This window comes from Clostridium sp. DL-VIII, from assembly GCF_000230835.1.
Taxonomy (GTDB): Bacteria; Bacillota; Clostridia; order Clostridiales; family Clostridiaceae; genus Clostridium.
This window is the reverse complement of record NZ_CM001240.1, coordinates 3151841-3172608: the sequence shown is the minus strand read 5'-3', so window position 1 is coordinate 3172608 and position 20768 is coordinate 3151841. Positions and strand designations below refer to the sequence as shown.

The following is a 20768-nucleotide window of genomic DNA, read 5'->3' as shown; positions in this document are numbered from 1 at the left end:
GTCTTAGTTATCACCCATGTAGTTTTCTTTCTTCATCAAGTATGAAGGATGATATAGTTTTGTTGGTGGATAGTATTCATCGTGAGTATAAGTAAATCCGAGTTTTTTTAACAGCTTAGCAGATGCTGCATTTTTAGGATTGTGTCCAGCAAAAAGTCCATTAGCACTAAGATTATTAAAGGCATATTCTATAATAGCAGCGCATGCTTCCTTAGCAATTCCCTTTCCCCAGTATTTCTCTTTTAAATGAATCCCAATTTCAAATACATTGTTTTCAGAATCATATGGCCTTAAACCACAGCACCCTAAATTTTCATTAGTTTCTATTAAATATATTGGCCAATATTGAAGACTGTACTTATTATAAGTTTCTATTTCCTTTTTTAGCCTTTGTTGCACTTGTTCTTCTGACATCTTTCCTTCTGCTATAATAAATTTTGTCACTTCTGGATTGCCCCATAATTCTAAAGCGTCAGGCATATCATTTTCACTCCATATTGAAAATCCAATTCTTACTGATTTCAAAAAGAATTCTTTCATGGTTATCACTCCTCGTATAAATTATCTTGATGCACAAATCTCTATTTTTTAATTAATTATTATCTCTCAATATACAAATTTGAAATACCAAAAACTATAATAAGTACAATAAATAGATTCTCTAATTATCAAAACAGTTTCCGAAAAAATTTAACTATAGCTTCAATTATTAAACCTGCAATGACCATAATTCTTCCAAAAAGCATTCCAATTATAATAAATATTAAAACTACTATTACGCCTCGTAGAACATCCATTTTGATTACTCCTTCTGTTGTTTTTCTATCTAACATTCAAAATTCAATTTTATTCCGATTTAGCTTATCATTATCTATCGATTATAGCATACTTATAAACATTATTTTACATTTCAATTCATTACTATATATAAATTTATACATTGGTGGAATTTATCGTGAAGCTGCTTTAGAAAATAATTAAATACCTGATATTAGCTTATTTAAAAGCAATCAGGTATTTGATTATAACCATTGCATTCTATATCCTCTTATCTGCGTTTTATACCTAAAATATGAATTGTTGCTGCGATTATCTGAAAAGTTATCCCAACACCACATACTCCAATCCATCCAAATAGTCCCCAGAAAAATGTTCCTAGCCATGAACCTAATGCTCCACCACAAAAGTAAAATGTCATATATACAGCATTGTTACGATTACGAGCTGTAGCATCTAAGGTATTTATACGTGCTTGATTTGAAATTTGACCCGATTGAATTCCTAAATCCAACAATATTACTCCAATGATAAGTCCCCACATTTGATATCCAAAAATCAGGAACCAAATATATGATAAAAATGAAAACATGATGGCTATAGTTAAAGTGAATCTAGGACTTCTTTTGTCTGCAATTCTCCCTACCATAGAAGCTGCCAAAGCCCCTACAATTCCTGCTAATCCAAATATCCCAGCAGCCTGAGCTCCCAAATTGTAAGCTGACGACTTAAGTAAAAAAGATAGGGACGTCCAAAATATACTGAATGTTCCAAACATCATTGCACCAATTAATGACGCTTCCATTAAAATTGGTTGATTTTTCGCTAACCCTATTAGCGATTTAAGTAATTCTTTATAACTCATTGAAGAATCTGAAATAGATTTAGGAAGCCATAACTTAAATACTAGAATTAACAAAATCATCATTCCAGCAGCTATACGGTAAACAATTTGCCATCCTAGAATTGATCCTATAATTCCACTAAATACACGTGATAATAATATACCAATTAGTAATCCACTCATTACACTTCCAATCACTTTGCCTCTTTCTGCTGGTTTAGCCAGATGTGCTGCTAATGGCACAATTAACATTGGAGTAATAGAAGTCACCCCAACTATAAGAGAACTTAATAATAGCCACCATATATTTAAAGAAATTGATAAAGAAAGCAGCGATATAGCAGAACAAAATAACATTATCATTATTAAGCTCCTACGTTCCTTAATATCTCCTAGCGGAACTATAAAGATCAATCCTATTGCATAACCAATTTGAATCAGCATTGCTGCAATGCCAATTGTAGACGATGATACATTAAAGAATCTAGAAATCTGTTCAAGTAAAGGTTGGTAATAATATAGATTAGCTACACTAACCGCACAAGCTACCGACATTAGTACAATTAAAAAATTACTCAATTCAAATTCTTTCTTTATAATTATATCTGTGTTTTTATACATAAATATCACTCCCTCAATTCTTCATTAAATCACTTTAACGTAAACGTTAAGTGTAATGTAAAAAAGTACAGGCCCATACCTGTTACTTACTTTTAAGACTTATCTTCATTGTTTTTAATAATTGCTTCTATCCTACAAATATTGTTCTTACACTCAGTTTTAAACGTGTCTAACTCATTTATTTTCTCTTCAGCTCTTGCAATATGGCTCTTTAGAATTTGTATTACCTGACGTTTTCCTTCTAAAAGTCGTCCGTCTGTAAAATATAAATCTATAACTTGACCAATCTCCTCTAAAGTGAGTCCTAAATCTTTAAGCAGCTGAATCTTTTTTAGACGCTTAATATCCTCATTTTCAAATACTCGGAGTTCCCCTACTACCCTATTATTTCTATCTCCTAATAGTCCAAGTTCTTCATAGTATCTGATAGTTCTAGTTGTCAAATTTGTAAGCTTCGCAATTTCACCAATTTTATAGCTCATATGATTGCACCTCTTCTTAACGTTAACGTCAACTGTATATTATCATCCATTTTCAAGTTTGTCAACTATTGTAAGATTTATTATCTCCATATTATAAAATTATTCTGCCATAGTAAAAATTTTTTACATTTTTACTTCTGAATTCTTGCTCTATTTTATAGGAATACATATATTTAAAATTATAAATTCACCTTAACCCGCATGTTTCCTATAAATATTTATATATTTTCATAGTAAAATTTTTTTATATGAATATATTTTTATTTGTTTTTATTTGTACATATATTCCTATCTAAATATTTTTCTATAAATAAACTTACATAGAAACATTCAAACATATTTTCAAATTTTTATAGCTTTATATGAACCTATGAATATTTAAAAATATATAAAAATTTTAATTTTTTTCTATTTAAGTATTTATATATTTTCATATTTCTATTATATAAGATAATTAAATCTGTTAAGGATAATTTAATTACACCCTCTGATTTCCATTGATGCATATTTAAAAACAAATAACTAGGCTTTATTAATGAAATTAACTACAAAGAAATCAAAAAGCTAATCCAAATGGCATGCCCCTTCTATTGATGGTGAAGCCTTTGATATGGTAAGAAGCTATACCTTAAGGCGCTCAACAGTCCGAAGCTTAAGTAAAATAAAAGCTATCCATGACGATGCTAATGATATTATATTTTGTAAAGAATGTACAGTTTAATTCCCATAAAAGAACAAAAAATTTACAATAAGAATATTAAGCCTTAATCAATTTCTGAATCTCATTTAATAAAACTGGAAAATTAGTATATCCATCACGAGCAATAAAATGCTTTCCTGATGAAAGGATAATAAGATTTGCATCTAAAGATTCAGCTAAATTTTGTGTAGATTCTGTTGGAACAATATCATCATCTGTTGCAGTAATAACGATTCTTGAAGGAATTAAACTTTTTATTCTTTCAATATCAAGTGATCCATCTACAAATTCCTGAAGTCCTTCTGTTTGTTCATCCATGGGATTTTCATTTATAAAACCTGAAACAAGTATTACACCTTTTATTTTTATGTTTTTTTCAAGAATATAGCGTAGTGCCGTAACACATCCAAGACTATGCCCAATAAATATTGTATTTTCATTAATATCCAAAATATTTTTCCTAAGATGTTTAAGCCAGGATTCAAGATGCGGATCTTGTGAATCAGGCATATTGGGAATATAAATTTTAACAGGGCTATTTTTTAACTGTTCTTTCAACCATGGAAACCATTCTGCTTCGCTAGAAGATGTATAACCGTGAATAACATATATATTAGCAACTTTCATTTTACCATTTCTCCTAATTATATAAATATTTTTTATTTCAAACTATTGTTCAGGTTACTATTTATCTTTTCAGCAATACTTATTAATAATACTGCACCCTTATTTACATATTGCTTATGTTATATGAATAATTGGAATTTTGTTTTTAATACTTAAAATTATTTTACTCAAGATTTAATTATTATAGTTAAAAATCTTTATCTTGCTTTTTAAGCAATTCCCTTATCTCTACAAGAACTTTAAGGTTTTCTTTCAATATTTTTGTGTTAGTAGACCTATCAATAGCAAGTTGTATTATAATATAAGAAAATAATACTATAATTATTATAAGTATAAATTCCATAATGCCACTCCTCATTTTTACATTAAACCTAGCAATAATAAGTTATAAGTTAATCCTCCTTTTATTTGATTACTATTTTGATATATATTATGAATTATTATTAATATAAATCTTTAATGCTTTAATTAATAAGATAAGCGCATAAATACTTAATCCACCTAAAACTATAGGAGCAATAACTAAAAATGAAGATAGAACCTGTCCTAAAAATTGCATTGTGTTCATTGATATCCCTCCAATTTAATATTCATTACATCTATAATAATAACATAATTTGTAAATGCTACACTATTCAATTTAATAGATCATTATTATATTTTATTAGATTAAATCTACATATTAAATAGATTATATGAATAATAGGAATTTGAAAGTCACTAGTTATCTAATATTATTGGGTATACAACCTTAAATTCTTCACAAACAACAAGCATATCTTCTGTAAATTTTTGATCAATCTCTTTTAGCTCCATAGAGAAAATTTCAGAATGACATTTTCTCCAAGATGTAAGTGTACGATCAAACTCCCCTTCTTTATATGCATGTTCCTCCTTCACTTGGTTAAAAGGTACAATATATACTTTTATGGTTTTTGTGATACAAACAGCTTCTCCTTTTGTATTTAATATCAAATTGTATCCTCCAACTGGTGGCAATGGAGCATTTTCTGCAACATAACAAGGATACGCACTAGCTGTTGCAATTTTAATCCCTTTTAATACTAATTCAGCCAATAAATCTGGCATGTCAGGTGCATTTCCGCCAAATGACCATGCCTCGTAATCTTTAGCATTCATGTTAATTTTAATATATTCATTCCACATTTGTATTTCAGTCATTTTCTTTCTCCTCTTTATATAATCTTTCAATAAATTACAATTTATAAGGCTATCCAATATTGTTCAATAACACGATTTTCTCCTTTAATTAATACTTCATTTTCTTTTTTTCCTCCTTTTGATAAAATAGTTTTCTGAGAAGCAAAATTATCGTTATCACAAGTTAATAAAACTTTATTACTATGTAATATATCTTTACAATAAATCAATGCTTGTCTTAATTCTTCTTTTGCATATCCCTTGTTTCTTTCAGACTTTCTTACAGAATACCCTATATGACCACCATATTGTAAAAGATGCTCATTTAGAGGAACAATTTTTTTATATCATCGTCTATTCCTGAACGAGAAGTATTTACTGTCTTTAATCACCATTCTCTATCTATTTTGCCTTCTCTCAATTTTTCATTTAAAACCCATCCGATTATACCATCTTTCTTAACTAGAGTTTGTGTACTTGATTTTTCTATTATAGAAACTCTATCTCCTTTTTTAACAGAAAGATAATAATCTGTACAATCATAACAGCGCATTCCTTCCTTAGTTTTAAAAAGTTTGTCATTTTTCACCCAAAGCTCATGATTTGAAGAAATATGCCTACATAAACTGAATTCTTTCCCCTCTTTTAATACCTCTATTGCATTATCCATCCATGAAATCTGAATTGTATTTGAATTTGAAGCTTGCTCTTCTACAATTTCACCTATTAAAAAATCATCAACTGCATCAAAAGTAATATTTCCATCACCATTAATTATTAGTGCATTCAACTGTCCTTCCGATTTAATCATATTTCCGCCATCAATACTGATAATTTTTTGTTCCTCGTTTATAATTGGATTGCAGCAGCCTCTTTCTTTCCCATAATTTGCCGTTGGCCAATGTCCAACAATCACATATTTAGAAAAAACTAATCCTTTCTCAATAAATGCATCATTTTTGATAACCTCACTAATATGTTGCTCTTCTAAATTATCAGACGTAATACCTGCATGAGCGAAAATAAATTTCTCAGTTTCAATAATATGAGGTAATTGTTCTAACCAATTAAGCTCACAGCTAAAATTTTGTCTTATTTGTTCTTTAATATATTTAATATCTGATTTTTCATCTACTTCAATTGATAACTCCTGACACATTTCATTTAAAATGCTGTTTTTTCTAAACATCATATATCTTAATAGATTTTCATCATCAACTTCGCTTTTTATATCTTCCCATACCGTATCACAGTTTCCACTAACCACATAAACTTCCCTTATCATTGATATCTCCATTATGTATCTTAAAGTCTTTAAGCTCATCTCACCCTTTTCAATTAAGTCTCCAACCAAAATTAAAATATCTTTTTCAGTAAAACATATCTTTTCTAATACTCTTTTAAAGGCACTTAAATTTCCATGGATATCACTTATTGCTATAACTCTTTTATCTTTTTCAACTAAAATTCTTTTTACTACTGCTTTCAAAATCTTACCCCCTTATTTATATTAATTAAATACATAACCTAAAATTCCATCTTTTCTGTTTTCTAGTTATTTTAGCCGCCTTGATATTTTCATTTATTTTAAAACAAACTTCAAAGCAACATCATCTCTCTTAAAAGTAATCATATTAACACCTTCAAAGAAAATCTTCGTCACTTGTGGTACGGTACATCTTTCATTATCCTAAACTTTATTTATCATTTAAATATTTTTTATCTAGTCGAATGAAGTTCACATTATAGACATAATCACCACTTCAACCATAGTGAATAAATCTCCCAAATATAAAAAAGATAGAACACTTATCTCTAAATATTCTATCTTCATTATACTTCAATTTTTACAAGTTTTATATTAATTTACCATATTATCTACAATATTTTCATATTCCATTTATTAAATCTTATAAAACAGCCAGCTGCATCCATCAACATCATATTTAAACTTAAGTACCTTCTCAATATCCCCAATAACAGCACTGCAGGTAATCACCACATCTTATTACCACATGGCATTTCCATATCAGTACTTATAATCTTTCCTATCTTTCACCAGGCATTTGTTTTCTTCTTCAATAATAAATCTTATGGTATTTACTTTTTCATACCTTCTTAAGCCTCATTCTCCAAGCATATTCTGAAGAATATTTATGGTAATATTGTTCGGAATATATATTCTTATATTGTAATATTCTTCAGAATAAATATGGTACAGAATACTTATGGTAAACCATATTAGAATATCAGATATTTTATAAGTAAAAATATTAGTAAAGAAGAACACCTGGCCTAGATGTTTATTACTTCTTGTTTTTAGAATTCTGGATCCAATGAAATAACAGTTTCAATGACTATTCAGTCTCTTATTATCTCTGGATGCTCATAAACTTCATTAGGATTCATTCCAATCCTAAATCCATCATTTAGTTTTTCAATTTTACTTATATCTTCTTTACTAATTTCAAAATTAAATATATCTGCATTTTCTTTTATCCTTTTATATGTTGTTGATTTAGGAATGGTAGCAACTCCCATCTGCAAATCCCATCTTAATACTATTTGAGAAATTGTTCTCCCATATTTCTGTGAAAGTTCCTGTAAAAATGGAATTTCAAAAACTAACCCCCTCATTAAAGGCGACCAAGCTTCTAGCTGAATATTATATTTTTTACAATACTCCATCAAGTCTTTCTGAACAAGCCTTGGATGAAATTCTATTTGGTTTACTGCTGGTATAATCTCAGCATTTTCTATTAATTCTTTCAAATGATGTATTGTAAAATTACTAACCCCTACGGCTCTTATATATCTTTCCTTATATAACTTTTCAAGTGCCTTCCAAGTTTCTTTATTTAAGGATTGTGGCCAATGGATTAAATATAAATCCAAATAATCGGTCTTAAGTTTTTTTATAGATTCTTTGAAAGCCTTAAGAGTTTTCTCATAACCTTGTTCTGAATTCCAAACTTTATCAACTAAAAATATTTCATTCCTTGAAACATCACTTTCCTTCAATGCACAACCAATTACTTCTTCATTTCCATAAAAAGAAGCTGTATCTATATGGCGATATCCAATTTTTATACTTTCCTTTATTGCGTTACTAAGTTTAACCCAGTCTTCAGCATTATAAGTACCAAATCCAAGTAAAGGCATTTTAACTCCATTATTTAGAATCACATAATCGTTACTATTTTCCACCATTTTTCTTCCCTTCATGTTATTTATAAAAGTTGAGGCCTGCAACTTATTATATTATAATAAGTTAATGATAATTTTTCCCTTATACTTGTTATCATTTTAAATAAAAAACATTTCAAATTAAATAAAAAGAAAGGTAATTAATTTCATATGAAAATTAACAATACAGACATTAAAATTTTGAAGGAACTTCAATTAGATAGTCGTCTATCTATTAGAGAATTATCAAAAAGAGTCAACCTATCTCCTCCATCAGTTGCTGATAGAATAAGAAAATTTGAAGATAGTGGAGTAATTGAAGGATACACTATAAAAATAAATGAAGCTGCTTTAGACTTTTCCATACAATGTATGATTCAAATTGATATTAAAAATAGTAATTTTGAAAAATTCAAAGACTTTATTTATAATCATCCCCGTGTAATTTTCTGTTATAGAATTGCAGGTCATTCTTGCATATTGTTAAAATTAAGTGTTAAATCAATATCTGAAATCGAAAAATTTGTTGATTCTATTTCATCATTAGACTCTACAACTTCTACACATATTATATTTTCAGAAATTCCTATAAATAAAAGTATAGAGAAATTCTTTTTAGATTTCTAAATTTATGTGTTTTGAATTAGCTATATATAAATTTTTATATTCACAGGATTTATCAATTATCTTTTTTGCTATTCCTTTGTATTAATTTTTAAATGTCATCTTTGTGATGGATAAGTATATTCCATAAATTCTTCATGAACATTTCTTAACAATTCAGGAATTTTCAAATTCTGTGGGCAGTGATTTGCACAAATTCCACAAGATACGCATTGATCTGCTCCAGAGCCTGAAGGCACTAGATTACTTTGATAAACAGCTTTATCTATTACATGAGATTCCATTAGCTTCTGGCTGTTATAAAGCTTAAATATTTCAGGAATTGCTACACCTTTTGGACATGGCATGCAATATCTGCATCCGGTGCATCCAATGGCTTTCTTAGCTTCATAAGCTTCTCGTATTTTACTAATAAAATTCAAATCCTCTTCTGACATGACATTTGGAGCTGAATGTTCAAAAATTTTCAAATTATCTTTTAATTGTTGTAACGTATTTGTACCACTTAGGATGACAGATACCTCGGGCATATTATACAGCCATCTAAAACACCACTCTACTAATGGACGTTTTTCTGGATATTGCTTAATTAAATCACGCACTTCTTCTGGAACAATATTAAGTATGTTGCCTCCTCTAAGTGGTTCCATTATTACTGCAGCTAAACCTTTAGCCGCACCATATTTAAGACCTTCTACTCCAACTTGCTGATTTTCATCCAATATATTCAACTGTATTTGAAACATTTCCCAATCATATGCGTCTACAATTTCTTTAAATGCATTTAAGGTATTGTGAATCGAAAAACCTTTATGACTTATTTTTCCTTTTTGCACCATTTTATCTAAGAAAGTAAGACCATCAAATCTCTTGACCTTCTCCCAGTTGCCATGATTCATATTATGAAGAAGATAAACATCAACATGATCTGTGCCTAGCCTTATCAATTCTTCATCCAAGTATTTTTCAAAGTCTTCATGTTTTTCTATATTCCAAATAGGACTTTTAGTAGCTATATAAGTTTTATTTCTGTATCCGTCCTCTAATGCCTTTCCTGTTATTCTCTCACTTTCTTTGTAAATAAATGCTGTATCAATATAATTCACGCCATTGTCTATGGCATAACGTACCATTTCAATAGCTTCCTTTTCATCAGAAGGAAAGCGCATACATCCAAGTCCAAATCTTGACACTTGCATTCCTGTTTTTCCAAATTGTGAATATTCCATAATATTTCTCTCCTTTTTTAAATTTTATTAGTTTTAAGTACCTTTATAAAATGCCCTTAGAAATATTATCATTAAAATTCCTTAACTACTCTAGACCATTGCTGCAAAAAAATTGCCTAAAACTGCAACCTATTATAATTTCAACTTAATAAGCTGTATTGAATTCTTTCATCATATCGAGTATTATTTAGAATAACAATATAATTGATAAAAACATATTCTTAAATTAACAAAATTGATAAAGGATTTTTTAATTAAAGGCTGGTGAGTGTAAATGTTAACCCAAAACCCCCGCTCCATAACTTTATCTGAAGAGAATCCCTCTAATAAGCAGAAGTTAATCAACAAAATCATTAGTATGACTGAAAAAATTACAAATACTGATGGATATACTGAAACAATAATTCCTTTCCTTATTATTTGCAGACATAATTATGAAACTCCAGTGGTTCAAGGTGTATTATCACCTTCGTTTTGCCTCGTTCTGCAAGGTAGAAAAGAAGTTTATCTTGGCGAGCATATTTTTCAAGCAAATCCTGGAGATTATTTGGCGTCTGTAGTGGATATACCAGCCTCTGCCAGAGTAACCGGGTGCACCAACAACTCCCCTTACATAGGTATTCGCATTAGTTTTACCATGGAAGAAATAACTTCTGTTATGCTGGAGGCTGACATAAGCGTTGACAAGAGAGATAATAAGTTAATATTTGGAACATGTATTGGAAAATCTGATACTGACTTTTTAGAATTATTTGTAAGACTTCTCAAGCTTGTAGATAATCCCTCAAAAGCTAAGTTTTTATCTAAACTTATAAAACGTGAAATGATTTTTCATCTATTATCAGGAGAGTATCGGCACTTATTTTTGCAGCAGGTATTTTTTGACCAGCAATCTGATGGAGTTGGAAAAGCTCTTGCATGGATTAAAGAAAATTACACTCATTCATTTACTATTGAAGAACTTGCAAGATCCTTTAATATGAGCGTATCCGGACTACAACATAAGTTCAAGGCTATAACCTCACTGAGTCCAGTCCAGTATCAAAAAAAGCTGCGTCTTCAAGAAGCAAGACGTCTTATGCTTAGTGGCTCTATGGATGCAACAACAGCTGCACTTGAAGTTGGCTATGAAAGTCCATCCCAATTTAGCAGAGAATACCGTAGGTGTTTTGGCATGCCGCCTCTTAAAGATATTAAGGCTGCACAAAAAAACTACTCCCCGACTGACTTAGAAAGTTTTCTGAAAAGATTAAACCATTTTGAAAAGACGACCTAATTATAAAAACGCCTCACTTAACTTCACATTAAGCGGCGTTTAGTATTATGATTTTAAAAAAAGTAACTGTTTAAGTCATATGCAAATGGTCGTGGGTTTCATGGTGGGGGCGAATCGCTATGGGTAAATTTAATTCCATACATCATTTGCATTTACTTTTAGCCATGAAACTTTATTTTATTATTCTACTAATTTCCTACCACCCGTAAAAGCTCTATCCATGAGTTCTTGAGGTATGCTATATCCTGGAGCCTCAGTGCTACAAGCAAGTATATTATCAATTAGATCCCATCCAAAAAGTTTAGAACGCATCTTTAGGGATTCAAAAAGCTCACTACATAAATCTTCATTATCTGCAGCCTGTGCAAATACAGCAATAATCTTTTTTCCAGGATAACGTGGCTTGAAGTCATGCCCAAACATAGGACGTAAACGGTCAAACCAAGTCTTTGCCTGAGCGCTAAAGTAAGACATATAAATTGGTGAACTTATTATAATTCCATCAGCAGATTCGATGGCGCTATACATAGATTGTAGTTTGTCTTTTATAATACAGACATTCTCCTTTCTGCAATAATCGCATGCCTGACATCCTCTAATTCCAGTATCATTGAGATCATATACTATAATTTCTGCTCCTTCGGACTTTGCCCCTTCTATTACTTTATTAAGGAGCTGCGTAGAAATCCCTTTCTTTCTAGGACTTCCAATAAATGCTACAATTTTACTCATTTTGTTACCTCCATAATCTTGTTTCACATTATTAATTTGTGAAATATATTATAATAAATGAATACTCATTCAATGATTTTCCTTAATATATTGTATTAATTTTGTTAAGCCATTTTAAAATACTTTTGAGCCTAAAAATTTGGAACCTGGGCTATGATGTTAAATATTCATTTAAATTAATCATAAAGAATTTATTTTTTTATTGAAGTACAACTCAGTTCAATTATTTCCCTAATATTTTGTTCTGTAAATTCAAACTCTCCATTGAAATACTTTTTAGCAATCTGCATTAATGGACTAAAAGAATAAATAAACAATAGCTCAATATCAATTTCCTTAAAAACACCACATTTTTTACCATTTTCTAAAAACTCTACTAAGGGTCTGCCTATCATCTGAACTTCTTTATATATTTTTAAAACAAATGGTGAATTCATGAACTGTTCAATAAAGAGAAAATTTTCCTTATTGTTTATAAAGAAATTAATATAATTATTCAATATCTTTTTAAATTCAGCTTCTGTTGGTTGTAGAATATTAACTCCATTTGATACTTTTTGCTGCATATCTTTTTTAGCTTCCAAAAAAAGTTTTCTAAGCATATCATCTTTATTATCAAAATAAGTATAAACTGTCCCAGGGGCAATTCCAGCTTCTTTTGCTATCTTTGATATTGAGATTTCCGCTAACCCCACTTCATTTATTAGTTGTATTGCTGCTTTAGTAATCTTTTCTTTTTTGTCATCATCTTTATATCTCATAGTTAATTCTACCTCATCCTTTGGTATTATACTGTTTTACCAACTATTTTATATATATCTTTGTACTTCATATTTCTATATTAAATGATCATTCAATTAAAGTCAATGCTTTTTTTGAATGATCATTCAATATTCAAACTCTTAATAAGCAAAAGCTTATAAACTCTTGTTGATTAAAAATAATATCTTTTAATTATAATAACATACCACCAGATGCTTCAATACGTTGACCGGTAACCCATCCCATTTCATCCGTACATAAACTAGCCACAACACCTCCAATATCAGAAGCTTCTCCAATTCTTCCGAGTGCAGCATAAGAACCAATAGTATCTTTCAAACTTGGATTTTTAATATAAGTATCTCCACTAAATTCAGTGTTAACAGCTCCAGGCGCTATAGTATTCGCTCTTATACCTCTAGCTCCTAATTCTTTAGCCAAATATCTAGTAAAGACCTCTACTGCACCTTTTGCAGCAGCATAAAGTCCAGAACCTGGAGCTGTAAAGCGAGTTAATCCTGTTGAAGTGTTCACAATTCCACCTTTGTCAGCAATAAGTGGAATTAGTTTCTGTGTTAAAAAGAAAACTCCTTTAAAGTGTACATTAACTATTTTGTCAAATTCCTCTTCTGTAACTTCTAAAATAGGAGTGTGATTTGAAATCCCAGCATTATTAATTAAAAAATTAAACTGCTCTCTATTCCATTCATCCTTTAAAACATCTGATACCTTAGATGCAAAGGAATCAAAGGAAGATATATTATTTACATCAAGCTGAATAGCAGCAGCTTTACCACCATTTGCTTCAATTTCTTTTACAACTTCATCTGCTTTTTCTTTTTGATTATTGTAAGTGATAATTACATCTATCCCCTTTTTAGCTAATGATATTGCAGAATCTCTGCCAATTCCACGACTTCCACCTGTAACTAATGCAATTTTACTATTTTGATTCATTCAAAATCTCTCCTTTAAATATTTATTAATCATTTAGAAATTAATATCTCATTATTTATACTGCTACTTATATTTCAAAGATAGTATTTCCTTAATCATCAATTTTAATGTTACCCAATAAGATATAAGTCACTTGAAATTTAATTTCCTATGATTTATACTCATGTTAATACCTAGAGATACCTCTAGGTCAAGCTTTTTTTAATAAATTTTAAAGGAGATTTTAAAATTGACTTATACAATAAAAAATATATCAAAAATGTTTGGAATTTCTATATATACAATTCGTTTTTATGACAAAGAAGGACTTCTACCATTTGTCATGAGAAATAAATCGGGAAACAGAGTTTTTACTGAATCAGATGTGAGTCTATTTAGAACAATTTGCTGTCTAAAGAATACTGGCATGCAGCTTAAGGATATAAAAAAGTATATTGATTTCTGCATGGAAGGTACTAGCACCATAGATTCACGAAAAGAATTACTTTTAAAACATCAGGAAGTAATTTTAAACCAAATAAATGAACTCAATGAAAATTTATGCCTTATTCGTTCAAAAATAGACAAGTATACATCTCCTGATGCAGTCCAAATTATTAACGAAGAAAGAAAAAAAGTTCATGAGGAAAAATGTGAAAATAACTTACTATAGTAGTCAAACTTGTTATATACTACTAACTATTAATTGTTATATACTAGTTTAATCACTGCTTTACATGATAATAATGAAGCCACTAATGATGACTTGGCTAATCTTGAAAAGTGGATAAAAAATCTAAAATAGTAACGCTCATCTCCCCTTTTGATGTGTTACTATTTATTATATTTTATATGAGTCTTAAACTGCTTAGTAATTTTCTAGTATTCTGTATTAAAAAATGCCACATTTTTACTTCTATACAATGTGACATTTCAATTTTATATTTATTTTTTGTAAATTAATATATCTTAGCTAAAAACCTAGGTGCTATCATTAATTTAAATTATACTGCCCATATTTATTTTTTAGCCTATAACTTCTTTTGCCATATTAACCATATCATCCTTACTTAATTCTGTATAACCCATATTGGTAATGGAATAAGATATTCCATCTTCATACCACATGACTGTTTGATCTTTAATAACCTTCACCTTTGTATCCTTGTCTCCATATCCAATTTCAAGAACCCCTTTATCTTCTAAGTCTTTTTCTTCATCTGTTGGTTTATATCCATCTGGAACTGTCTTGTATTGGCTGCTAGTGTATATAATTTTAACTCCATTATATTCTTCTGATACGGCATTTTGGTGTATTTCTTCATTGAAATATTTCTCATCTATTTTTTCAGCATACATAGTCAAACCTTGGTCTTTTTCGGAGCCATCTTTTTTATAATCAAAATCTGCACTCTTATACTTTTGAGTAGCATCTCCTTTATCATCTCTGATTTCTTTGTTTGAATAGTTAAATTTAATAAATTCAAACCCATTTTTAAAGGATTCAACATATTTAGGTGTAAAACCAACACTCTCTTTTACTTTATCTGCACTTGGAAAAGTTTTAACTTCAGTCAGATGAGATGAGGAACCAAATATTACAGGAAATTTAGTTGCTGCAACACATGTAACACTTGTTGCAATGATGAACATTACTGCAATTATAACTGTCTTCGATTTTAATAATTTATGTTTCATAATAAAAACTCCTTTACTATCCTTTTCTTTTAATATTTCATTTCTGATTTTGAAAAACATATTTTCTGGTACTGAAGCATTATCTGATTTTTCAATTAGGCATTCTTTAATATTTTCATCTATATTTTCATTAAAATTTTTATTCATTAAGTCTCACCCTCTTTAAATTTCTATGATTATATTCATCATCACATTTAATTAAACTGCTTTTTAATTTTTTTCTTGCACTATGAAGTCTCGATTTGACTGTCCCTTCAAAGGATCCCATTGTTTTTGCAATTTCCTTAACTGTAAGACCATTAAAATAATATAGAACTATTACTGTTTTTTGTTTTAAATCAAGCTTTTCAATTTCTTCATAAAGATTATTATTTTGCTCCTTTGTTAAATATTGCTCTATAGAAGTATCTATGCTTTTTTCATCTGATTTTTCAAATATATTTTCAACTGGCAGTGATCTTTTATCTTTTTTTGCATATCTCCATGCAATCCGCGTAAGCATTTTAAAAAACCATGATTTAAAAAATTCAGCATTTTTAAGGCTTTTAATATTGTTGTAACAGTTTATGAATGCTTCTTGTACAATATCTTCACTTGTATGCTTATTACCTGTAATAAGATATGCGTATTTAAATGACTCATTTTTATATATTTCAAACAGTTCACCTAATGCGTTCATATCACCAGACTGGATTTTTATGATAAGCTCTTCTTCACACAATTTACTATCTCCCTTAACTTCTTATGGATGCATCTATATATTAGAGACATTAGGTTCTTAATTGGTTCATCTTTAACAAAAAAATTAATAGTTATCCTACATTTCCCATGTGTTGTTTAAAATATTATACTTCACTTATTATAAATTTATATTAATTTATAATATTATCCACAACACTTTCCATATTCCATTTATTAAATCTTATAAAGCAACCAGCTGCAAGGTTAAATTTGATATGTAAGATTAAATTTTATATAACTACAATTCAGTTCTATATTTTCATCCATGAACTTTTTACCAGTAAAATATTGACACCACTTCATTCATATGGTAAGCTGATTTTAATCAGTCTATAGTTATAGACTAAAAATTTTAAGGAGATGTATAAATTTGAGTATTTCAAAAATCCCACAGTCTGAATTGAATGTAATGAAGGTTATATGGGCACATAATGAGCCTTTATCTTCAAAAGATGTTATTAAGGAATTAGAAGAACAAATTGGATGGAAGAGAACAACAACATTAACTTTGCTATCTAAATTAGTACAAAAAGAATTCCTAATGGCAGAAAAAATCAAACTATATACTTATTACAGTGCATTAATAAGCAAGAAAGAATATTTGGAATTTGAAACAAAATATTTCTTTACTAATATTCATGAAAATTCCTTAAAAAGTTTAATCACTGCTTTACATGATAATAATGAAATTACTAATGATGACCTGGCTGATCTTGAAAAGTGGATAAAAAATCAAAAAGAATAATTTATATTTTGAGGTGGTTATATGGCTCAAGCATTATTTACCAATATATTGAGAATAGCACTAATCAGTAGTATTGGAATTTGCATCATTTTACTTTTAAAGAAAACCTTATTTAAAAAATATACTCAAAGTTTCAATTACTACATTTGGCTTATAGTCATAATTAGAATGATTTTACCTTTTAAAATTCCAATATATCTAAACCAAAATCTTATGATTAATAAGCTCTCTACCTTCAGCTCTTTAAATACAGATAAAGCTATAAGTGAAGCAAGCAATAATGGTATCTCACTTAACAGTTCATCGAATACTAACCAAATCATTGATGCTACAAAGCATTTTAATATTAATACATTTGAAATTCTAAGTTATTTATGGTTAATTATAACTCTGATAATTATTATATATAGAATTTTTTCTTATTTAAAATTAAAAAGAACTATATTAGATTTATCAATTAATGTCCAAGATGAGAAAACAAATTATATATATAATGACTTGCTAAATGAAACAACGATAAAGAAAAATATAATATTAAAAATTTCTGATTATACTTCTGTACCATTTGGAATCGGTATTTTCAAGTCTTATATAATATTGCCAAAAATAGATTATGAAGAATCAGAAGTTATCTGGATTTTAAGACATGAGCTTATGCATTATAAAAAGAAGGATTTGATATATAAATTATTAGTTATGGTTGTTACTTCAATTTATTGGTTTAATCCTTTAATTTACGTAATGAACAAATATATAAATATTGAATGTGAGCTCTCTTGCGATGAAAAAATACTACACAAGTGCGATTTTAATGAGAGAAAAAATTATGCTTTAACACTTCTAAACTCTTTAAAACAAAGCCAATCTAATCTTAATTATACAAAGCTCGCAACTGAACTTGGAAATAAAGAAATATTAAAAAGAAGGTTTGATAATATGTTAAATAGAAAAACTAAACGTGGAATATTCCTTGGAGCTATAGCTATAATAATTGGTATTTGTTCTTTAGGTGCAGTATCAACTAAAGCTGCTCCTAATGTTTTAAAAGAAACACAAGAAAGTATTGACACTAGCTCAGATAAAAATGTAATTGAACAATATAGTATTGCGACCAGTAGCTACAAGGGTTACTACCTTATAATAAAAGATCCAACAAGAGTAAAAATAGCATATTCATCTAAGCTCATGACCGAAGAAGAAACCACAAGTGAAATTGCTAAAAATAATAATGCTGTGGCAGCAATTAATGGCATAAGTTTTGGTGATTTTTATCCAGAAGTTAAATTGTTCGGAGGGAAAACCCGAACTGGAATAGTCTTATCAAATGGGCAAGTGATATATAATGGATTGAAAGATGACCAAAAATCAGATTTATTTGCAATAAACAAACTTGGACAATTAATTGTCGGAAGTTATTCCTTAAATGATTTAACTCATCTTGATGCCCAGGAAGCATTAACTGGTTTTCCTTCACTTGTAATAAATGGTGAAAAGACTCAAATTCAAGGAGATGGTGGATTAGGTGCTACTCCAAGAACAGCAATTGGACAAAGAAAAGATGGTGCTATAATCATGCTTGCTATAGATGGTAATTTCGACGAAAGTAGTAGTTTAGGTGCTACAATAAAAGAAGAACAAGAAATCATATATGAGTTAGGTGCAGTAAATGCCATAAATTTAGGTGGTGGTAAGTCCACAACAATGTATTATACTGATGAAGTCATTAATAAACCTTCAGATGAAAATCGAGAAAAAAAAGTTCCAACAACAGTAATCGTAAAATAAATTCTATAAAAGTTTATTAGATTCTTATAAACCTAAAGAGAAGACAACTTTGTGTAAAAAGCAAAACTATCTTCTCTTTTGTTGTTTGAATTTCTATTTTATGAATAATGTGATATTTAAAATTACTATTTGTTTTTACTACTACACCAATTAATACATACTAGTATTATAATTCTTACAATTGTAATAGTTTAACAATATTATCCCCCATTATAATATGTTAAAACCGTATTTTTCTGATTTTCAGGACAATAGATTATACTTCCTCCTGTACTATATAACTCAAACCCTTCAACATTAATAACTTGATATAATGTTGAAATATCATTACGCCCAAATATTAATGTTAATATTTTGTTAAATACCTCTTCGCTAGACTTATACTTAATATTAGCAACTGGTTTCCCAAGTTTCCACGTATGCGATGAATCTGCATCTAATACGTGAACATAGGTAACACCATCCATTTCAAAATATTCATTTGTAGCATCGCTATTTGCTTTAAGTCCCCAATATCCAATTTTTCCTGATTGCACTATAATAATATTTTTAGAGATACTTTTGTTTCCTGAACGCACCATAGTGACCCAACCAATAGGAACCAACTCTACTAAAATGCTTATGATTAAAAAAATTATTGGAATAATAATATAGCGTTTTTTAGGAGTCTTTCCCATACGCTTTTTTATTGTCCAGATAATTATAAATACTACATTCAGCATTATAAAGAATAATGCTATAAAAAATAAAAACACCATTATTAAGAAAAATCCTAATACCACCATTCTCCCCCCATAATTTAAACATATTAAAAATATACTTAATGCTTAAAAATTCACTTTAGTGCAACAACTTCAAATTTGCGATTTGTAAGCCTTAAATTACTATTTTGGATCAATTATAACATAAATTCAAAATGCCTCTGCAGATAAAAGTTCACATGTTATCATCTCTAATATAATCATTAAAAAATTGAGGAACTTTTTTATCATTTATTTCACTCTGATTAGGTGATTGTTTAAGAATTTTTTCTATATTATATCCACCTGATACAGGGAAAAAAGTAAAAATCCCATAATTAATGGCTGATTTGGGGCAGGAATATACACATCTCATACAACTGTTGCAAGAAAACTTAAACTTAATTCTTCCATTACTATCATATATATTTCCGGCAGGACAATTCCTTATGCACAGTCCACAATGAGAACATGCTTTATTAACCTTCAAATATTTTCCAATTAAAGGGAATATCCATGAAGTTATAAACATAACCATTTCCATAAGCACCTTAAGTCCAATTCCTGTTTTGAGTATTCGTCTTTCACCGCTTATAACTTCTCTGCACATGATAGACACCTTCTTAGTTGTTGCTTCATAAAGCTTCCTTATAATTATATCATCAAATTTATTTATCCAATTACTGCTTATGGAGAATAACCTCTCATAAAACACTTCATATCCTTTTCTTGAAAGCTTTCTTATTATTGGTTTTGAAGCATTATAATTAATCGGTGCTATACCTCCTGAAGTTCTAAAAAGAAATACCTTTTTGTTTTGTGCCTTAGGAAGACACTTAATAAAGTCATATACTATATTGGGAACTCCAAATCCAATAACTTGGCATCCAATTCCAACTAGATCATAGCTTTCAAGATCTATTTTAAGATTTTTCTTTAGAACATCTTCAATCCTTAGAATACTAACCTTATATTTATAATTCACAAATCTTTCTTTAATCACATTAGCAACAAGTTCCGTATTTCCTGTACCTGAAAAATAATAAATTATAACTGATTTCATATTTCAACACCCCTTTTTTACTTCTTCCCTTATTTTTAA

The 20768-nt window shown here is 29.0% G+C and carries 24 protein-coding genes; 5 read left to right on the top strand and 19 right to left on the bottom strand.

Features of this window, described 5'->3' with window-relative positions:
- Positions 1 to 3 precede the first annotated feature (3 nt).
- The 11 genes from CDLVIII_RS14530 to CDLVIII_RS14495 form a co-directional block, all read right to left on the bottom strand.
- On the bottom strand, positions 4 to 540 hold the full coding sequence (locus CDLVIII_RS14530) for a GNAT family N-acetyltransferase (RefSeq protein ID WP_009170204.1): 537 nt from the start codon (positions 538 to 540) through the stop codon (positions 4 to 6).
- 128 nt (positions 541 to 668) lie between these two features.
- A complete protein-coding gene (locus tag CDLVIII_RS31325) occupies positions 669 to 833 on the bottom strand; it encodes a hypothetical protein (protein WP_186005618.1) in 165 nt (54 codons plus the stop codon).
- Between the two features lie 215 nt (positions 834 to 1048).
- Entirely contained in the window at positions 1049 to 2242 is a 1194-nt protein-coding gene (locus CDLVIII_RS14525) for an MFS transporter (protein ID WP_009170202.1), read from the bottom strand.
- 92 nt (positions 2243 to 2334) lie between these two features.
- Positions 2335 to 2724 carry a MerR family transcriptional regulator gene (locus CDLVIII_RS14520; RefSeq protein WP_009170201.1) on the bottom strand — a complete coding sequence of 130 codons (390 nt, stop codon included), beginning with the start codon at positions 2722 to 2724 and terminating at the stop codon, positions 2335 to 2337.
- 757 nt (positions 2725 to 3481) lie between these two features.
- Positions 3482 to 4051, bottom strand: a complete 570-nt coding sequence (locus CDLVIII_RS14515) for an alpha/beta fold hydrolase (protein ID WP_009170200.1) — start codon at positions 4049 to 4051, stop codon at positions 3482 to 3484.
- A 187-nt stretch (positions 4052 to 4238) separates the two neighbouring features.
- Positions 4239 to 4394: a hypothetical protein gene (locus CDLVIII_RS31320; RefSeq protein ID WP_009170199.1), complete on the bottom strand. Its 156-nt coding sequence runs from the start codon at positions 4392 to 4394 to the stop codon at positions 4239 to 4241.
- Between the two features lie 87 nt (positions 4395 to 4481).
- Positions 4482 to 4619, bottom strand: a complete 138-nt coding sequence (locus CDLVIII_RS31315; RefSeq protein WP_009170198.1) for a hypothetical protein — start codon at positions 4617 to 4619, stop codon at positions 4482 to 4484.
- 152 nt (positions 4620 to 4771) lie between these two features.
- Entirely contained in the window at positions 4772 to 5233 is a 462-nt protein-coding gene (locus CDLVIII_RS14510; RefSeq protein WP_009170197.1) for an ASCH domain-containing protein, read from the bottom strand.
- A gap of 41 nt (positions 5234 to 5274) precedes the next feature.
- Complete coding sequence (locus CDLVIII_RS29955) at positions 5275 to 5508, bottom strand: GNAT family N-acetyltransferase (protein ID WP_242835994.1); 234 nt, start codon at positions 5506 to 5508, stop codon at positions 5275 to 5277.
- A 92-nt stretch (positions 5509 to 5600) separates the two neighbouring features.
- Positions 5601 to 6701, bottom strand: a complete 1101-nt coding sequence (locus CDLVIII_RS14500) for a metallophosphoesterase (protein ID WP_009170196.1) — start codon at positions 6699 to 6701, stop codon at positions 5601 to 5603.
- Positions 6702 to 7573: 872 nt separating this feature from the next.
- Positions 7574 to 8419, bottom strand: a complete 846-nt coding sequence (locus CDLVIII_RS14495; RefSeq protein WP_035302310.1) for an aldo/keto reductase — start codon at positions 8417 to 8419, stop codon at positions 7574 to 7576.
- A gap of 150 nt (positions 8420 to 8569) precedes the next feature.
- On the opposite strand from CDLVIII_RS14495, the gene CDLVIII_RS14490 reads away from it, so the two are divergent.
- Positions 8570 to 9025 carry an Lrp/AsnC family transcriptional regulator gene (locus CDLVIII_RS14490; RefSeq protein ID WP_009170194.1) on the top strand — a complete coding sequence of 152 codons (456 nt, stop codon included), beginning with the start codon at positions 8570 to 8572 and terminating at the stop codon, positions 9023 to 9025.
- Between the two features lie 95 nt (positions 9026 to 9120).
- On the opposite strand, the gene CDLVIII_RS14485 is transcribed toward CDLVIII_RS14490, so the two are convergent.
- The gene (locus CDLVIII_RS14485; RefSeq protein ID WP_009170193.1) at positions 9121 to 10251 is read right to left on the bottom strand and encodes an aldo/keto reductase; all 1131 of its coding nucleotides are present in this window, start codon (positions 10249 to 10251) and stop codon (positions 9121 to 9123) included.
- A 358-nt stretch (positions 10252 to 10609) separates the two neighbouring features.
- Between CDLVIII_RS14485 and CDLVIII_RS14480 the strand changes: the two genes are divergently transcribed.
- Complete coding sequence (locus tag CDLVIII_RS14480) at positions 10610 to 11527, top strand: AraC family transcriptional regulator (protein ID WP_242835932.1); 918 nt, start codon at positions 10610 to 10612, stop codon at positions 11525 to 11527.
- A 180-nt stretch (positions 11528 to 11707) separates the two neighbouring features.
- Here CDLVIII_RS14480 and CDLVIII_RS14475 read toward each other — a convergent pair whose 3' ends face one another.
- The 3 genes from CDLVIII_RS14475 to CDLVIII_RS14465 form a co-directional block, all read right to left on the bottom strand.
- Positions 11708 to 12259, bottom strand: coding sequence for a flavodoxin family protein (locus CDLVIII_RS14475; protein WP_009170191.1), 552 nt, complete (start codon positions 12257 to 12259; stop codon positions 11708 to 11710).
- Positions 12260 to 12450: 191 nt separating this feature from the next.
- On the bottom strand, positions 12451 to 13020 hold the full coding sequence (locus CDLVIII_RS14470) for a TetR/AcrR family transcriptional regulator (RefSeq protein WP_009170190.1): 570 nt from the start codon (positions 13018 to 13020) through the stop codon (positions 12451 to 12453).
- Between the two features lie 193 nt (positions 13021 to 13213).
- A complete protein-coding gene (locus CDLVIII_RS14465; protein ID WP_009170189.1) occupies positions 13214 to 13978 on the bottom strand; it encodes an SDR family oxidoreductase in 765 nt (254 codons plus the stop codon).
- 229 nt (positions 13979 to 14207) lie between these two features.
- On the opposite strand from CDLVIII_RS14465, the gene CDLVIII_RS14460 reads away from it, so the two are divergent.
- Positions 14208 to 14630 (top strand): MerR family transcriptional regulator, encoded by a 423-nt coding sequence (locus CDLVIII_RS14460; protein WP_009170188.1) that lies wholly within the window; start codon positions 14208 to 14210, stop codon positions 14628 to 14630.
- 353 nt (positions 14631 to 14983) lie between these two features.
- Here CDLVIII_RS14460 and CDLVIII_RS14455 read toward each other — a convergent pair whose 3' ends face one another.
- The gene (locus CDLVIII_RS14455) at positions 14984 to 15802 is read right to left on the bottom strand and encodes a hypothetical protein (RefSeq protein ID WP_009170187.1); all 819 of its coding nucleotides are present in this window, start codon (positions 15800 to 15802) and stop codon (positions 14984 to 14986) included.
- Positions 15795 to 16376, bottom strand: a complete 582-nt coding sequence (locus CDLVIII_RS14450; RefSeq protein ID WP_009170186.1) for an RNA polymerase sigma factor — start codon at positions 16374 to 16376, stop codon at positions 15795 to 15797. The genes CDLVIII_RS14455 and CDLVIII_RS14450 overlap by 8 nt, the downstream gene beginning before the upstream one ends.
- A 390-nt stretch (positions 16377 to 16766) precedes the next feature.
- Here CDLVIII_RS14450 and CDLVIII_RS14445 point away from each other — a divergent pair, with 390 nt between their 5' ends.
- Complete coding sequence (locus tag CDLVIII_RS14445) at positions 16767 to 17141, top strand: BlaI/MecI/CopY family transcriptional regulator (RefSeq protein WP_009170185.1); 375 nt, start codon at positions 16767 to 16769, stop codon at positions 17139 to 17141.
- Positions 17142 to 17162: 21 nt separating this feature from the next.
- The gene (locus CDLVIII_RS14440; RefSeq protein WP_009170184.1) at positions 17163 to 18926 is read left to right on the top strand and encodes a M56 and phosphodiester glycosidase domain-containing protein; all 1764 of its coding nucleotides are present in this window, start codon (positions 17163 to 17165) and stop codon (positions 18924 to 18926) included.
- 200 nt (positions 18927 to 19126) lie between these two features.
- Here CDLVIII_RS14440 and CDLVIII_RS14435 read toward each other — a convergent pair whose 3' ends face one another.
- Positions 19127 to 19711: a hypothetical protein gene (locus CDLVIII_RS14435; protein ID WP_035301802.1), complete on the bottom strand. Its 585-nt coding sequence runs from the start codon at positions 19709 to 19711 to the stop codon at positions 19127 to 19129.
- Positions 19712 to 19862: 151 nt separating this feature from the next.
- The gene (locus tag CDLVIII_RS14430) at positions 19863 to 20729 is read right to left on the bottom strand and encodes an EFR1 family ferrodoxin (protein WP_009170182.1); all 867 of its coding nucleotides are present in this window, start codon (positions 20727 to 20729) and stop codon (positions 19863 to 19865) included.
- Between the last annotated feature and the right edge of the window lie 39 nt (positions 20730 to 20768).

Excerpts from the sequence above, each read along its gene's own strand:
- CDLVIII_RS31325 (WP_186005618.1), bottom strand. The coding sequence starts at position 833 with ATGTTAGATAGAAAAACAACAGAAGGAGTAATCAAAATGGATGTTCTA.
- CDLVIII_RS14525 (WP_009170202.1), bottom strand. The coding sequence starts at position 2,242 with ATGTATAAAAACACAGATATAATTATAAAGAAAGAATTTGAATTGAGT.
- CDLVIII_RS14515 (WP_009170200.1), bottom strand. The coding sequence starts at position 4,051 with ATGAAAGTTGCTAATATATATGTTATTCACGGTTATACATCTTCTAGC.
- CDLVIII_RS14465 (WP_009170189.1), bottom strand. The coding sequence starts at position 13,978 with ATGAATCAAAATAGTAAAATTGCATTAGTTACAGGTGGAAGTCGTGGA.
- CDLVIII_RS31315 (WP_009170198.1), bottom strand. The coding sequence starts at position 4,619 with ATGAACACAATGCAATTTTTAGGACAGGTTCTATCTTCATTTTTAGTT.
- CDLVIII_RS14475 (WP_009170191.1), bottom strand. The coding sequence starts at position 12,259 with ATGAGTAAAATTGTAGCATTTATTGGAAGTCCTAGAAAGAAAGGGATT.
- CDLVIII_RS14470 (WP_009170190.1), bottom strand. The coding sequence starts at position 13,020 with ATGAGATATAAAGATGATGACAAAAAAGAAAAGATTACTAAAGCAGCA.
- CDLVIII_RS14490 (WP_009170194.1), top strand. The coding sequence starts at position 8,570 with ATGAAAATTAACAATACAGACATTAAAATTTTGAAGGAACTTCAATTA.
- CDLVIII_RS14440 (WP_009170184.1), top strand. The coding sequence starts at position 17,163 with ATGGCTCAAGCATTATTTACCAATATATTGAGAATAGCACTAATCAGT.
- CDLVIII_RS14530 (WP_009170204.1), bottom strand. The coding sequence starts at position 540 with ATGAAAGAATTCTTTTTGAAATCAGTAAGAATTGGATTTTCAATATGG.
- CDLVIII_RS14510 (WP_009170197.1), bottom strand. The coding sequence starts at position 5,233 with ATGACTGAAATACAAATGTGGAATGAATATATTAAAATTAACATGAAT.
- CDLVIII_RS14455 (WP_009170187.1), bottom strand. The coding sequence starts at position 15,802 with ATGAATAAAAATTTTAATGAAAATATAGATGAAAATATTAAAGAATGC.
- CDLVIII_RS14480 (WP_242835932.1), top strand. The coding sequence starts at position 10,610 with ATGACTGAAAAAATTACAAATACTGATGGATATACTGAAACAATAATT.
- CDLVIII_RS14435 (WP_035301802.1), bottom strand. The coding sequence starts at position 19,711 with ATGGTGGTATTAGGATTTTTCTTAATAATGGTGTTTTTATTTTTTATA.
- CDLVIII_RS14520 (WP_009170201.1), bottom strand. The coding sequence starts at position 2,724 with ATGAGCTATAAAATTGGTGAAATTGCGAAGCTTACAAATTTGACAACT.
- CDLVIII_RS31320 (WP_009170199.1), bottom strand. The coding sequence starts at position 4,394 with ATGGAATTTATACTTATAATAATTATAGTATTATTTTCTTATATTATA.
- CDLVIII_RS14430 (WP_009170182.1), bottom strand. The coding sequence starts at position 20,729 with ATGAAATCAGTTATAATTTATTATTTTTCAGGTACAGGAAATACGGAA.
- CDLVIII_RS14485 (WP_009170193.1), bottom strand. The coding sequence starts at position 10,251 with ATGGAATATTCACAATTTGGAAAAACAGGAATGCAAGTGTCAAGATTT.